Source organism: Pseudanabaena biceps PCC 7429, assembly GCF_000332215.1.
Classification (GTDB): Bacteria; Cyanobacteriota; Cyanobacteriia; order Pseudanabaenales; family Pseudanabaenaceae; genus Pseudanabaena; species Pseudanabaena biceps.
Window position 1 is genome coordinate 1 of record NZ_ALWB01000128.1, and the last position, 14,830, is coordinate 14,830.

Consider the following 14,830-nt stretch of genomic DNA (forward strand, 5'->3'; position numbering starts at 1 on the left):
CGCTCTTGGTTACGTCCTCATCGTGGCATATCTCAAGAAAAGTTAGCCTTTGTATTTAAGCTTTTTTGAGTTTGTTCATAATGCTAAGAGGAGGGGCAAAGCTTTGCTCAGTGCTTTGCTCCACTCTCTACTTTCCTCACCTCCCTGATTCACCTATTGAGCCAAAAGTTTAAAGTAAATCGTTTAACTGCGATTCCCCAAGAGATTTTTCAATTAACCAATCTCAAAGAACTTCATATTCCCTTTAACCAAATTACGCAGATACCTGATTCGATTTGCAACTTAGCCAATCTTACTCTGCTTGACCTCAGTTCCAACCAAATTACACAGATTCCTGATGTGATATGCAACTTAGTTAATCTCACTCAGCTTTACTTTGGTTGCAACCAAATTACGCAGATTCCCGATGCGATCGCCAACTTAGCAAATCTGACTTTACTTCATCTGTCTAATAATCACATTAGCAATATTACCGATAAGCTTTTTAAGCTTTCAAAGCTCCAAAAGCTTAATCTTTCACTTAATAAAATCAGTACTATTCCAGAAGAGATTTCGCAACTTTATAACCTTGAAGAAATACATCTTAATAGCAATCGAATTAATATCATTCCCGATACGATTGGAGATCTCTATAATCTGCAAGTTTTGAATCTTGCTTACAATAAACAAATTTGCACCATTCCTGATACTATTTCTAAGCTTTTCAACCTTGTCACGATTTATCTTGAAGGGAATCAAATTGCCACAATTCCACATGGAATCTCTCAACTCTCAAAGCTCCAAACTCTTATGCTTAATGAGAACCAAATTAGTATTATCCCAAATGAGATTTCTAATCTCTCCAATCTCCAAGAACTTAGTCTTTATAAGAACCAAATTAGGTTGATTCCTGATTCAATTACGAAACTTTCTAATCTAAACGAGCTTTATCTATCTAGGAATCAAATCAGCATGATTCCTGATTCTCTAAGCGATATGACAAAACTTAAAGCCCTTGGATTAAGAGATAATCCTTTACCAATACCAGAAGAGATACTTAATAATTATCATAATCCTACAGCGATTTTTGATTTTTGGTTGGAGCGAGAAAGACAGCCATTAAACGAAGCGAAAATGATATTAGTTGGACAGGGAACCGTGGGCAAAACCTCACTGGTCAAGCGCTTACTTGACAATCAATTTGATGCAGGCGAACGCAAAACCGATGGCATTAATATTCGTGATTGGCAGATTTCAGCCAACAATGAACAAGTGAAACTGCGGGTTTGGGACTTTGGCGGACAGGAAATCATGCACGCCACCCATCAGTTCTTTCTCACCGAGCGTAGCCTCTATCTATTGGTCATCAACACCCGCGAAGACGAACTTGCCAATCGCATCGAATATTGGCTAAAACTGATTGAAAGCCTCGGCAATCAAGCCCCCGTGATCATTATCGGCAATAAAATCGATGACCATCCCCTCGACCTCGATCGCCACGGCTTGCAAACTAAATATCCCAACATCAAAGGCTTTATCGGCACATCCTGCGCCACAGGGTTAGGAATTAGCGAACTCAAACAAAAAATCACCGAAATCATCGCCAACGAAATGCCCCATGTCTTCGATCCCATACCCGTCAAATGGCTAAACCTCAAAGACAAACTGGAACAGGACGATCGCGACTACATCACCTATCAGGAATACGAACAAAAATGCATCGATACTGGCATCACTAGAGAATCATCGCGCCATACTCTCGTCCGCCTCCTGCACGAACTGGGCATCATTCTCAACTTCACCGACGACAAACGCCTCAAAGACACCAACGTTCTCAATCCCGAATGGGTCACAGTCGGCGCATACAAAATCATTAACGATAACCTCTTGATGACCGCACATCAGGGCGTATTGCATTGGCAAGACACAGAGCGCATCTTTCAGCCTAAATCTCGAAAGGAGCAGGACTGCTACGCCTCCGAAAAAGCGCGTAAATTCATTCTCAGAATGATGGAAAAATTCGAGCTATGCTTTGCAATGGAAAACTCCCGCGATCGCGACTATCCCAAATACCTCATTCCCGATTTACTTCCCAAAGAGGAACCCCACACAGGCACATGGGACGACTGCCTGAGATTTGAATATCGCTACGATAAAGTCCTACCCAATAGCGTCATTTCCCGATTTATCGTCAAAGCCCACAAACTAATCGCCCACACCAACAGCCGCACCTACTGGCGCACAGGCGTAATCCTCGCCTCTGATACAGGCAACTTCGCCTACATCAAAGCCGATCTCGAAGATGCCAAAATCTTTATCCGCATCTCTGGCACTTCCCACACCCGCCATAGTTTTCTCTCCGTGATCCGCGACAAATTTGACGACATTCACGACTGTCCAAAACTCACTCCCGATGAGCGCATCGGTTTACCCGATAATCCCCAAGGCACTGCCAGCTACAAACATCTACTCAAATTGTTAGAGCGCGGTGAGATCACCTGTTTTCCTGAAGAAGCCGATCACAGTTACAATATCCGCGAACTCATCGAAGGTATCGAAGATAGGCGATCGCGTTCAAAAGATGACTTGCGAGAAAGAGAGTCGTATAGCGATCGGCTATCCCAGCCTATTGTGAATGTTAATATCCACAACATCAACCAACAAGCAACTATCATGCCAGAACTTGAGAAGCCCCAACCCAAAAACACACCGAAATCTACAGATTTTCAAATCCCTTCTGTAATTACTGCTTCTATGTCCTTTGTATTTATTGTTTTAACTACTGCATCTTTGGTGCTAACTTTTGCGGGGATTCTGAAATTGGAGCAGTTTATTATTGCGATGTTCTCAATTATTTTAGTGATAGTTATTGGCGTAGTTTTCGTACTTAAAGTTACTGGACAAATGGAAGGGAAATCCTTTGAAAAGGTCATTATGGCGGTTATTAAACAACTCACTCTGTATGATGCATTACTCAGTAAAATCGGCGATATTATTGGTAAATCTAAAAAATAGGGATACGATACAGCGTTTCAACTCCTCAGCCATAAATTTACCGTAGAGCAATATCACAAGATGGTGGCAAATGGCATCCTTTCGCTAAGAGCTTATTCAGATGATAAGTAACGTCAGTTCGGGTTAAGCTAGCAAATTTTAAAAGCCCAAAAGTAAAAGCCTTGCGTAGCAAGGCTTTTACTTTTGGGCTTTGAGGAAGGGTTTGCGTAGTGAACCCTTCCTCAAAGCCCGTTTCAAATTATCCCGAACTCACGTTACTTTAATTCATCCTGAGTCTGTGAAATAAAAAATAGAGTCCATGCAAAGCATGAACTCTATTTTTTTGTTTTCATGGATTCGTATCGCTGCAAAATATTTTTCAGCTTATCGATCTGAATCGGTTTACTAATGTAATCACTCATACCTGCATCGCGGCAGATATTTTGATCGTCATCGGTAGCATTGGCAGTCATAGCCACGATCGCGATCGGAGGTAATTGCGATGCGTTTTCGCGATCGCGAATATGTTTAGTTGCCTGTATCCCGTCCATTTCAGGCATCTGAATATCCATGAGAATTAAATCGTAGGCTTTATCCTCTATCGCCGCGATCGCTTCTTGCCCATTGCCCACGATGTCAGCCTCATAACCGAGGTGTTTGAGTACTCGCATCGCTACTTTTTGATTGACAGGATTGTCCTCAGCTAACAAAATGCTGAATCTAGATAAAGATGGTTCGGGCTTAACTGAAATATCCATGATTTTATGGTGCTGTTTTTTCCCTACCTGAAACCAGTAGCGCGATTGCCAGTAACATTTAACCCATAATTTGGGGCACGCGGAAAAAGTCTTCTTCCCGATCAGGCGCACAGTCCAGCAAGACTTCGCGATCGGCAAAAGGTTGCAGGATATCGGCGCGAGTAATATTGACGGTGTTAACAGCCCTAGTTGTTGGTTCAACCCCCTCTAACAGAGAATCAAGTTCATTTAGCTGTTGGAAATAGTCCAAAATGCTATCTAGCTGCTTGGTAAAAGAAATTTCTTCGGCTTCAGTTAATTGCAAACGTCCCAAATGGGCAACATGGCGAACTTGATCTCTATCAATCATAATATCTGTGTGATCTTTATATAAATTTATATGTGGTATGTATATGTGATTTGTGTTTAGGGTAACCGTTAGGTTTTGGTATTTTTTTGACCATCCGATTAACCATCCGATTAACCATCCGAAATCATTTGCTTAAATTATCCCTAGGAATATCCTAGGAATATCCTAGGAATATATTTATCAGAATATGAATATGGTTCTAATACCAATTCACAAAAGTGTGACAACAATTTTGTGAATTAACAACTAAACCTAGGAAAGTTTTTCAAGTTAAGAAATGGCGTAGCCATTTCTTAACTTAGTATAAGAATATATAGTAGTCCTAAATCATACGCTCAGCCAATGTTAGCTGAGCGTAGTCAAAGCCACAGGTACTTTAATTAATAGCAAGTCCCTTATGACTTGGTTGGGACTTGGTTGGGACTTGGTTGGGACTTGATTGGGACTTACACCAAAGATTTCTAGGTTTAATCGTTTAAAAGAATAGATTAATATCAGCTCTACCAGTTGTCTTTAGCCAGTTTTGCGCTTCGATGTAGTTGTTGGGAGCAAGTCGTATGGCTCTCACCCAATGATCGGCAGCAATGTTGAAATATTCTTCGGCTTGTTCTTCGTCCTGAGCATTTTCCCCTTTATGGTGATAAATTACCGCAACATTGTTCAATGCTTGAGGCATACGAGGATTGAGATCGATCGCCTGCTCGTAAAATTCGAGAGCCTTATCGTGATCGCCGTTACTAGCATGAATTAAACCCATGTTGTAATAGATATAGCTGCGATCGTAGGAATTTTCTTCGAGCTTGAGGGCTTCTTCGTAGTTTGATAGGGCTTCGGCATACTCACCGTCACCTTGAGCGGACATCCCATCTCGATAGTAAGCAAAGGCTTCTTTTTCTTTCTGACTAGCAGGAAAGAGTTTTAAAATCGTATCGGCAATAACGGTAAAGGTTTGATCGACGAAGTTGTCATTACGTTGCGATCTAGGCATAGTTCTTTATAAATTTGCAGTCAGTTGTTAATCAGCATATCAAAAGCTTGATATAGATGAGGTTTCGTTTTGTGATAATGCTGTTCTGTAACGTTGCTTTTTGACGATGTTTTTACTGACATTTCAAATTAATGACAATTAAGCCAAGCTTAATGCCAAGTTTAATATCAAGCTTAATAGCAAGTTTTCGCTAGGAATATTTAGGCTTCACCTTTTGTTTATATAACTTAACTTTAGCCGTTTAGTCATGAGCCGTTTAGTCATGGCATTCGTAAAGCATAGCTTAGCCATGCTTTACGAATGTTGCAATTAATTAGGCTTAGGCGTAGCCGCGACCTCTAGGGCGATCGTTGTTAGTACGTTCACCACGAGGCTTAGCCTTATTAACGCGTAGGGTTCTTCCCATCCATTCGGCTTCGTTAAGCGCCGCGATCGCCGCTTCTTCTTGGGCATCATCCTCCATATCAACGAAGGCGAAACCCCGAACCCGACCTGTTTCTTGGTCGGTGGGCAATTGCACGCGTTTTACAGTGCCGTAGTCTGAGAAGACGCTTGTCAAATCATCCTTAGCAGCTTGATAAGACAAATTTCCAACGTAAATAGTCACAGTCAGTTCGCTCCAAAAAAGAGATCGATAAAATAATTTAGCCAGTCTTCGGAAAAGACTCGCTCGATCCGAGATCTCACAAATCCAACCTAAATTTCAGCTTTGATATAAGTTTACCGTTTAGCCGCAACAATTTGCGTAGGCTGTATTACAAAGCTTTGTCCAAGTAATGCTAAAGAGTGCATAAACTGTAAAAAAGGGCGAGCAATTCCTTGCTGTAAGCGGTACTTCTCGTCATGGGCGATCGCTTATGCTGCAAGTCTTTGAGATTGAGCTTAAAATATCAGTCTAAAGAAATAAGTCAAATTACTTACTAGTTAGTATTTTCGAGTTGTTTGAAGAGGATTTTTTACCAAACTTAAAGTAAAGATAATTAAAAATTTAAAAATGGGGAGACAAAGTTAATTTATTACCTTTTGATTCGCCATTTTCCTAGCGATCAATAAGCATGGGGTTTTGCCGTTAAATAGCTGGGCATAATTAAAAAACCAGCATCGAAACCCGTAGCGAATGTGCAGATTGCACTACAGGTTTTGGGAATTTTATGAATTTTATATTTATAGCTATAGTCAGTAATGTTAGGAAAAAATCAAACCCAATAGAGAGTTGCGGCGCGAAGCGCCGCAACTCTCTATTGGGTTTGATGTCCTGACTTAAGTGAATATAGCTATAATTGCGCCCAGCTATAGCCACAGTCACTTGACTTAGGAAAAATCAAGCCCCAAGAATTGACTGGCGGCGCAAAGCGCCGCCAGTCAATTCTTGGGGTTTATGTCCTAGTACAGCGACAGCTATCGAATTAGCTGCTCAGTTACGAGCAGGATCTTTGCTTAAGTAGTGGGTTATGATGGCAGATGTCTAAAAATTTTCTCTGTTCACTCTGGCTCGAAGTAAAGCTATATAAATAGTTTTATCAAAACAGCTATCAAAAAAAGCTATAAAAAATATGGGTAAACAAAGCCGCCTGCTTGCCTTTGTATTGGCAGTTTTATTGGGGGCTGTGTATCTCATCGTAAATCATCCACCTAAGTTAGGGCTAGATTTACGGGGTGGTGCGCAGCTTACACTCCAAGCAAAAATTAATCCCGAACAAGGAATTAATGAAATTACACCACGCATTATGGAAACTGCAAAGTTTGTCGTGGAGCAACGTATTAATGGCTTGGGTGTTTCCGAAGCAACAATTGTGATATCGGGTAATAATCAACTAGTCGTACAACTGCCAGGGGTAAATGATCCTGCGCAGGCTGAACGGGTAATTGGTACAACTGCCCAGCTTGACTTTCGGAAGCAAAAAAAAGGGACTGAAAGCGAGCTAAGGGCAAGATTGCAAATTCAGCAGGCGGCAACGCTGCAACGTGAAATCCTGAAAAACTCTGGCGATCAAAAGGCGATCGCTGATAACGAAGCGGAATATCAAAAGAGTGTAGAAGCACTGAAGGGGATTTTTGAGCGCACAGGTTTAAGCGGCAATATGCTCAAGGATGCAGTCGCGTCGCCATCGGGCAATGGTCCTGATTCTTGGCAAGTAGCGCTAACCTTTGATGATAAAGGCGGCGATCTATTTGCGAAAACTACTGGTGAAATTGGCGGTACAGGTCGCGCTTTAGGTATTTTCTTAGACGATAAATTAATTAGTTCTCCATCCGTTGGACCCGAATTTCAAGGTAAGGGTATTACTGGTGGAAGAGCTGTAATTACAGGAAACTTTACGCTTGATACGGCTAACGAACTTGCTTTGCAGTTAAGAGCAGGAGCCTTGCCAGTGCCTGTAGAGATTGTTGAAAACCGTACTGTCGGGGCTACCCTCGGTGCGGATAGTATCCTGAGCAGCATTTATGCTGGAGTTGCGGGGCTAGTCTTAGTCATCATTTTTATGGTGCTGTATTACCGCATATTAGGTGTGGTTGCCGATATTGCCCTCATTACCTATGCAGTGATTACCTTTGCTTCGTTTTGTCTGTTAGGCGTGGTCTTGACTTTACCAGGCATTGCAGGATTTATTCTTAGTATCGGTATTGCCGTGGATGCCAATGTATTAATTTTTGAACGGACAAAAGAAGAGTTAAACGCAGGAAGAACTCTCTACAAATCTGTTGAAGCTGGTTTTTATCGAGCTTGGTCGAGCATCCTTGATAGTCATGTGACCACTCTGATTTCTTGTTTTGCCCTGTTTTGGCTTGGTTCGGGATTTGTCAAAGGATTTGCGGTTACTTTAGGCGTTGGGGTGATGGTCAGTGTCTTTACGGCGGTGACATTGAGCCGATCGCTAATGTTGGCAATGATCGGCAATCCCCTATTTCGCAAGCCAGAATATTATGGCGTAAAGGCTTTTGGCAAAATTTCTACAACTAAAGTTGAGGTAGAAACTAAGTCTGAGGATAAACTGAGCGATCGAGAAAACGGTAACAAAAAAGACAATACAGGTGCAGTACTATGAAATTAGATGTAATTAAACATGGTCGCCTTTACATCACGATTTCAACGACAGTGATTGTGGCAGGTTTAATCGCGATGGTTCTATCCTTTCAACAGTTAGGATCGCCTTTACGCCTCGGTATTGACTTTACAGGTGGTTCTAATATTACGCTCGGTTTGGCTTGTAATGCTGGCAATTGTGGTAAGTCCATAGATGTGGCTGTGATCCGCCAAGCTGTAGAAAGTAAGGGTTTTAGTAATAGTGTCATTCAGTTGGTTGAGGGCAAAGACCTCAAGGGTGTATCGGTTCGGACATCCCATCTCTCCTCTGAGCAGCGGGTCAAGCTCAAGGAAACTATGACTGAATCGTTGAAGCAGTATGGAGAAGTTGACCCCAAAAAATCACAGATTGATGAAGTCGGACCCGCGATCGGGCAGCAGGCTCTCAATAATGGTTTGCTTGCCCTTGGTTTATCCTTTGCGGGGATCGGTGTTTATCTCGCCTTTCGCTTTCAACTTGACTATGCCACCTTTGCGATCGTTGCGCTGTTCCACGATATTTTTGTTACTGCTGGTGTATTTGCCATTTTAGGGCTGACGATGGGTGTAGAAATTGATAGTTTATTTATCGTTTCGATGCTCACGATCTGCGGTTTCTCAGTTAACGATACGGTGGTAATTTACGATCGCATTCGCGAAAATGTGAAGCTCGATACGGATACGACCAATTTTAATGATTTGGTTAATGCTTCGGTAAATCAAACCCTCTGGCGATCGATCAACACAACTCTCACAGCAACTTTGCCTTTAATTGCTATTTTCCTATTCGGTGGTGCAACGCTAAGGTTTTTCTCGCTGGCTTTGATTGTTGGGTTCCTGTCGGGGGCTTATTCCAGCATTTTTAATGCCAGTATTTTGCTCGCTTGGTGGCGTAGCCGTCAGGTGACAGTCCGTCAACCGCCCCTTGAAGCCAACTAATTAAAACCTAGAAGAGCATACCGCCCGCGCAGTGGGCGGTATGCTCTCTGGTTTTGGTTTTTAATTATGCCTAATTACTTACTGCAATTATCGATCAAACGAACCACAAGGAAATTTTTGAAAGCGTTGCGAAGCAACGCTTTCAAAAATTTCCTTATGGTTCGTTTGATCGGTAATTGCTGTAACTTGGTATTACTAGCTATCTACAAAAAAGGTGAGTACTGTCTCATCAACGCCTTTGAGCTTCAGAGGTTCGCGTTTGCGTAACTCTTCATCGTTGAGATAATCCGCAACTGCTGCCGATACCAGAATGCAATCTGGTTCCGCCGCCGCTTGAATGCGGGCAGCAATATTTACCGTAGGACCGATCGCCGTATAGTCCGATCGCTCCGCACTGCCAAACATCCCCACCACCGCCGTACCTTGATGGATCCCACAACGAAATCTGACCTTAGGAATCCCTTGGGTTTGCCATTGCTCATTCAGTTGCGCTAGCGATCGCTGCATATGCTTGGCCGTTCTCACCGCACGACGCACCTGCTCATTAGGACTGCAATCTTCGGGCGCACCAAATAGCGCCATAATGCCATCACCCATAAATTTATCAACCGTCCCCCCATTGGCAAAAATGGCTTCCGTCATCGCGCCAAGGTATTGATTGAGCAATTCCGAAACGCGGCGTGATCTTAACGTATTAGATAGCGAAGTAAAGCCCACAATATCGGTAAAGAGAACAGTAATCATCCTCGGTTCGGGACGCAAGTCCAGACTTAGCTCTCCCGTAGCAGCTTTAGATACCAAACCAGGAGGCAAAAATCGCTTGAGAACCGATTCCGTGAGATAGAGATTGAGTTGGGCTACCCTTCGCTCATTGGTTTTGAGAGCCAGCAAATTCCGAACTTCAGCCAACAATTCGCGATCGTTAAAAGGCTTAGCCAGATAACCATCTGCCCCCATTTCTGTGCCTTCAATGCGCGTCTCTTCATTAGCTTTTGCTGTCAATAAAATAATGGGAGTACCTGCCAATTGCTCGTCTTGGCGAATTAAGGCAATTAAATCCAAGCCTGACACTTGGGGCATCATCAAATCCGTCACGATCAGATCGGGACGGTACTGTTTGGTTTTGACCAAACCATGAGCGCCATTGTGGGCGGAAATCACCTTATAGCCAGCTTGATTGAGAACGCGCCGCAAGTAACTCCGCAGATCACGATTATCATCGACAATTAATATTTTTGCGGCCTGCTCTTGACTCGAAGATGGACTATCGCCGCTATTTACGATCGCATCTTCATCGGTATTGAGATCAGTTTCTAGATCAGCTAATTCGATCGACGCGCGAGATATCTGGATATCCGCTGGCATATTCGTCACTTGCTCAGCGGGTAAATGGGCTTTACCCGCAGGAAGAGAAATTGCAAAGGTTGTACCAAATCCATATTCTGAGGATACGGATATATCACCACCATGCAGATTTACCAATTCTTTAACCAGTGACAAGCCCAAACCACTACCTTCATAACTGCGATTGACAGAACCTTCTGCTTGACGGAAGCGATCGAAGAGAAAGGGAATTTGATCTTCACGGATACCAATGCCCGTATCATGGACGCTGAGAATACAATGCTTACCATCTTCGTCCGTATGAATGCGAACGGTAATATTGCCATTATTAGGAGTAAATTTCATGGCATTGGAAAGCAAATTGTAGAGAACTTTATCGAATTTCTCTAAATCCAAATAAATATCGGGACAGTCACTAAATTCACTCAGTAAATTAATATTTTTGCGATTGCAGTAGGGACGGAATGAATCTATGGTTTGACTGGCAAATTCGACCAGATTGCAAGGACGGAAACAGGCTTGCATTTTGCCAGCATCCAACCGTTGGATATCCAGCAATTGATTGACGAGCCGCAATAGTCTTCGACAGTTCCGTAGGGCAATCACCGATTGTTCGTAAGGGAGTGGATTCGATTGTTCGATCGCCGCTTCTAGGGGACCTATGGTGAGGGTGAGGGGCGTGCGAAATTCGTGGGACAGGTTTTGAAAAAATTCTGTTTTTTGGCGATCCAATTCCAGAAGTTGCTGTGCCTGTTGGCGCGTTGTCTGGAAAAGATTGGCTTGCTGTACAGCAATCGCGGCTTGAGCGGCAACCGCTTGCACTAAGGACACCTCTTCTGGTAACCATTGCCTTGGCAGCTTATTTTGACGCATGGAAATACTGCCAATAATCTTCCCTTCAGACAGTAAGGGAACGACTAGTAGGGATCGTGCAATAGAACGTAAGGGAAGGTCGGTAATATTCCATTCTGGATTTTCATGTAAATCCGCGATCGCTACGGGCTGCTTTAATTCAATTAAAGCTTGGAAGACGGGATTACAAGAAATATTCATGCTCGATTGCGGCAGCAAGGAGCCATCAGGATTTTCTTTTCTATTAATTACTTCATTTTCATCCAGCAAATGCAGCCCGACACAACGTAAGTAATTATCTCCTTCTGTCCATAGGGATAAGGCACAGCTTTCAGAATTTAAGGCTTGCCCCAATTGCTGCGTAATCGATGCAAAAATCTTTTGCGGATCGAGACTGGAGCGGATAGTACTGGTAATGGTATTGAGTAAGGATTCGCGCTTTGCCAGTTCTTGAATGCGATCGTAGGCTCTAGTGCGCGAGCTGACGATCGCCGCTTGGTCAGCAGCCAACTCAATTAAATCTAATTCGTCCGTACTCCATAGATGGGGACTTTCACAGTGATAAAGAGCTAGCATCGCCAGACATTCTTTTTGCACTTCTAGAGGCACATAAAGAACGGACTTGATATTAGCTTCAGCATAGATGGCTTTGTCAGTTTCAGAGATGCGCTCATCATTGGCAATATCGTTAATTGGCACGATCTGCGATCGCAGGGTGAGAATTTTCACCAGCTTAGGCAAATCTGGAAACGACTGATTGCCATAGGTAAAATAGCTTTCGGAAAGAACGCTATTCTCCACTAAACGCAAAATACTGGCGGAAACATCAAAATTTCGGGCAATTGACTCAGCGATCGCCGCAATGCTCTCGCGATAGGGAGCTGCACTATCAACGGAGGAAGCGATCGCATTTAACAGGGATTGTTGGCGTAGCGTGCGCCGCAGTTCAGCGGTACGATTGCGAAGAACATTGTGAGTATCGATCGCCTGCCGCACTACATTTTTAAGTTCAAATTCATCCCAAGGTTTGGTGACATATTTGAATACTTTGCAAGTATTGATCGCCTCCACCAAATCTTCGACATCGGTATAACCTGTCAAAATAATCCGCATCGTGTCTGGATACTTCACCGCCATTTGGCTTAAGAATTCCGTTCCACTCATAATCGGCATTCTTTGATCGGAGATAATTACTGCGACCTCCCCTTCTCGATCGAGTAATTCTGATGCCTCTGGCCCCCCATTGGCACGCAGAACTTGATAATCTCGATAAAAAGTCCGAAATAACAAATCTAAGTTATCGGGTTCATCATCGATAACTAGCAGCTTAGGTTTGGGGGCAGTTTGCGAACCCATGTAGCTATTTCTTCCTAAAATTTTGATACCAAAGTAATCTGAATCTGGGGATTAGTGATTTATTATACAAAAATCCACATTTCTAGAAGTAAAGAAGCCTAACAAACATAGAATAATCAATGTCTATCAATGGCTATCCTGAAAGTTGTACGATTGTTCTCAGAATTAAGATAGATTATTGAACTAAATGCAAAAGAGTCAAATATTGATCGACTCAGCTTGGTTTTGAATATACTTCCTTTTGCATCATAACCGATCCTCCTTACGTGTTTTTGCCTAGGATTTAACCAATTTTTTTCTTTAAAAGCAAGGGGTTTGAGCTAGCTAGTGATACAAGCTGCGACGAAGAATCAAAGCCGCCTGTGCTTCTTCGCGATCGTCAAAATGGATTTTCTCCCGCCCAATAATTTGATAGTCTTCATGACCTTTTCCAGCAATCAAAATTGTATCGCCTGCTTGAGCTGAAATGATAGCTGTTTGAATACATTTATGCCGATCGCCTTCTACAATCATGGGTTTATCACCAATATGAGCTTTAACTCCCACAACCACATCATCGAGTATGCTTTGCGGATCTTCAGTACGGGGATTATCCGAGGTTACATAGACCCGATCGGCAAGCCTAGCGGCGATCCCACCCATTAAAGGACGCTTGGTGCGATCGCGATCCCCACCGCAACCAAAGATACAAATTAGTTCTCGTTGCGTAAAGGGACGCATCGCCTCCAGTAGATTTTCGAGGCTATCGGGAGTATGGGCATAGTCCACCACCACCGTGACATCTTGATCGTCACTAACCTGCACCCGCTCCACCCGACCAGGTACATTCTTAAACTCTGGCAATCGGCTCACTACTTCCGACAAACTCATGCCCATATGTAAAGCCGTCGCGATCGCCGCCAAGATATTCTCAACATTAAAGCGCCCCACTAATGGCGAGTTAAACGCGATCGAGCCTTGAGGGCTATGCAAGGTTGCCGTCACCCCATTGGGCAAGTAGGTCAAGTTTTCTGTGTAAAAGTCAGCTTGAGGATTGCTGATGCTATAGCTCCAGATCGGCTGATCACCCAGCATTTTCACTAACCTTTGACCAAAGGGATCGTCCAAGTTAATAATCGCTCGCCCCTGTAAATAGTTGTCACCAAAGAGCAAAGCCTTAGCTTGAAAATAGGATTCTAGATCTTTGTGGTAGTCGAGGTGATCCTGTGTAAGGTTGGTAAATACTGCCGCTTCAAAGGGGCAACCTAACACCCTTTGTTGATCTAGGGCATGGGAGCTAACCTCCATTAAACCCACATCACAGCCTGCGGTGATCGCTTGGGCAAGCTGTTCCTGTAGATCTACAGCAAAAGGAGTGGTATGGGTCGCTGTCAGGGAGTAACCCGCCCATCGGGTATAAAGCGTGCCAAACAAAGCTACGGCATATTGAGTTTGGAGCAGAAACTCGATCAAGTGGGTGGTAGTAGTCTTACCATTGGTTCCAGTCACTCCCACTAATTTCAGCTTTTGGGCAGGGTAGTCATAAAAAGCGGTGGCAATCTTACTGCAAGCCACGACCACATCATCGACAGCGATCGCTTTTTCGGGATTGGGTAAAGCTGCCAAGGCTGCATGGGAAACGATCGCGGCGATCGCCCCTTGAGCGATCGCTTGGGGCGCAAACTTACCACCATCCACCTGCGTGCCTGTCATCCCAATAAATAAATCCCCTGCTTGGCAATGACGCGAATCCGTAATTACTCGCTCTACTTCTAGCCCATCTAACTCAGGCTGAGAATTTTGGTAACCTGCTAACGCGAGCAATTGTCCTAAACGCATAGTTGCCGATCCTTTCTCAAGAGCACAAAATAATCTCAGAATTCTGACATGAAATCTCGATTTGTGACAACATACTCGCCTATCCGATCAAAGAGCGCACCCTTGAGGGGCGTTCTTTGATGGGCAATAAATCTATTATTTACTCCTAAGTAGCTGGGCATAATTAAAACCCAAAATCAAAAGCTGTAGCGCACGCTGTGCGTGCGCTACAGCTTTTGGGGTTTTATATTTAATTGCGTTTAATTGCGCCTAGCTACTTATAGCAACGTAATACCAATTCACGAAAGTGTTGTCACACTTTTGTGAATTGGTATTAAGAGATAGCGAGGACATAAAAACCCAAAGATGAGTAGCGGCGCTTCGCGCCGCTACTCATCTTTGGGTTTTTA

9 protein-coding genes and 1 pseudogene are annotated in these 14,830 nt (G+C 43.4%); 4 read left to right on the forward strand and 6 right to left on the reverse strand.

The window, feature by feature from the left end; genetic code table 11:
• Together PSE7429_RS28005 and PSE7429_RS14430 are read left to right on the forward strand one after the other, a co-directional pair.
• Positions 1-148: pseudogene (locus PSE7429_RS28005) on the forward strand (IS1595 family transposase); the annotation flags it as partial.
• Positions 149-156: 8 nt separating this feature from the next.
• Positions 157-2,994: a leucine-rich repeat domain-containing protein gene (locus PSE7429_RS14430; RefSeq protein ID WP_009627973.1), complete on the forward strand. Its 2,838-nt coding sequence runs from the start codon at positions 157-159 to the stop codon at positions 2,992-2,994.
• A gap of 314 nt (positions 2,995-3,308) precedes the next feature.
• On the opposite strand, the gene PSE7429_RS14435 is transcribed toward PSE7429_RS14430, so the two are convergent.
• From PSE7429_RS14435 to PSE7429_RS14450, 4 genes are all read right to left on the reverse strand, one after another.
• The gene (locus tag PSE7429_RS14435; RefSeq protein WP_009627974.1) at positions 3,309-3,731 is read right to left on the reverse strand and encodes a response regulator; all 423 of its coding nucleotides are present in this window, start codon (positions 3,729-3,731) and stop codon (positions 3,309-3,311) included.
• Between the two features lie 58 nt (positions 3,732-3,789).
• On the reverse strand, positions 3,790-4,080 hold the full coding sequence (gatC, locus tag PSE7429_RS14440) for an Asp-tRNA(Asn)/Glu-tRNA(Gln) amidotransferase subunit GatC (protein WP_009627975.1): 291 nt from the start codon (positions 4,078-4,080) through the stop codon (positions 3,790-3,792).
• Between the two features lie 475 nt (positions 4,081-4,555).
• Complete coding sequence (locus PSE7429_RS14445; protein WP_009627976.1) at positions 4,556-5,068, reverse strand: photosystem I assembly protein Ycf3; 513 nt, start codon at positions 5,066-5,068, stop codon at positions 4,556-4,558.
• Positions 5,069-5,387: 319 nt separating this feature from the next.
• A complete protein-coding gene (locus PSE7429_RS14450) occupies positions 5,388-5,675 on the reverse strand; it encodes an RNA recognition motif domain-containing protein (protein WP_009627977.1) in 288 nt (95 codons plus the stop codon).
• 946 nt (positions 5,676-6,621) lie between these two features.
• Between PSE7429_RS14450 and secD the strand changes: the two genes are divergently transcribed.
• Together secD and secF are read left to right on the forward strand one after the other, a co-directional pair.
• On the forward strand, positions 6,622-8,115 hold the full coding sequence (gene secD, locus PSE7429_RS14455; protein WP_009627978.1) for a protein translocase subunit SecD: 1,494 nt from the start codon (positions 6,622-6,624) through the stop codon (positions 8,113-8,115).
• Positions 8,112-9,071: a protein translocase subunit SecF gene (secF, locus tag PSE7429_RS14460; protein ID WP_009627979.1), complete on the forward strand. Its 960-nt coding sequence runs from the start codon at positions 8,112-8,114 to the stop codon at positions 9,069-9,071. The genes secD and secF overlap by 4 nt, the downstream gene beginning before the upstream one ends.
• Positions 9,072-9,266: 195 nt before the next feature.
• On the opposite strand, the gene PSE7429_RS14465 is transcribed toward secF, so the two are convergent.
• Both PSE7429_RS14465 and PSE7429_RS14470 read right to left on the reverse strand, forming a co-directional pair.
• The gene (locus tag PSE7429_RS14465) at positions 9,267-12,623 is read right to left on the reverse strand and encodes a response regulator (protein WP_009627980.1); all 3,357 of its coding nucleotides are present in this window, start codon (positions 12,621-12,623) and stop codon (positions 9,267-9,269) included.
• A gap of 324 nt (positions 12,624-12,947) precedes the next feature.
• Positions 12,948-14,441 (reverse strand): UDP-N-acetylmuramoyl-L-alanyl-D-glutamate--2,6-diaminopimelate ligase, encoded by a 1,494-nt coding sequence (locus PSE7429_RS14470; RefSeq protein WP_009627981.1) that lies wholly within the window; start codon positions 14,439-14,441, stop codon positions 12,948-12,950.
• Between the last annotated feature and the right edge of the window lie 389 nt (positions 14,442-14,830).

Excerpts from the sequence above, each read along its gene's own strand:
- gatC (WP_009627975.1), bottom strand. The coding sequence starts at position 4,080 with ATGATTGATAGAGATCAAGTTCGCCATGTTGCCCATTTGGGACGTTTG.
- secD (WP_009627978.1), top strand. The coding sequence starts at position 6,622 with ATGGGTAAACAAAGCCGCCTGCTTGCCTTTGTATTGGCAGTTTTATTG.
- PSE7429_RS14445 (WP_009627976.1), bottom strand. The coding sequence starts at position 5,068 with ATGCCTAGATCGCAACGTAATGACAACTTCGTCGATCAAACCTTTACC.
- PSE7429_RS14435 (WP_009627974.1), bottom strand. The coding sequence starts at position 3,731 with ATGGATATTTCAGTTAAGCCCGAACCATCTTTATCTAGATTCAGCATT.
- PSE7429_RS14465 (WP_009627980.1), bottom strand. The coding sequence starts at position 12,623 with ATGGGTTCGCAAACTGCCCCCAAACCTAAGCTGCTAGTTATCGATGAT.
- PSE7429_RS14470 (WP_009627981.1), bottom strand. The coding sequence starts at position 14,441 with ATGCGTTTAGGACAATTGCTCGCGTTAGCAGGTTACCAAAATTCTCAG.
- secF (WP_009627979.1), top strand. The coding sequence starts at position 8,112 with ATGAAATTAGATGTAATTAAACATGGTCGCCTTTACATCACGATTTCA.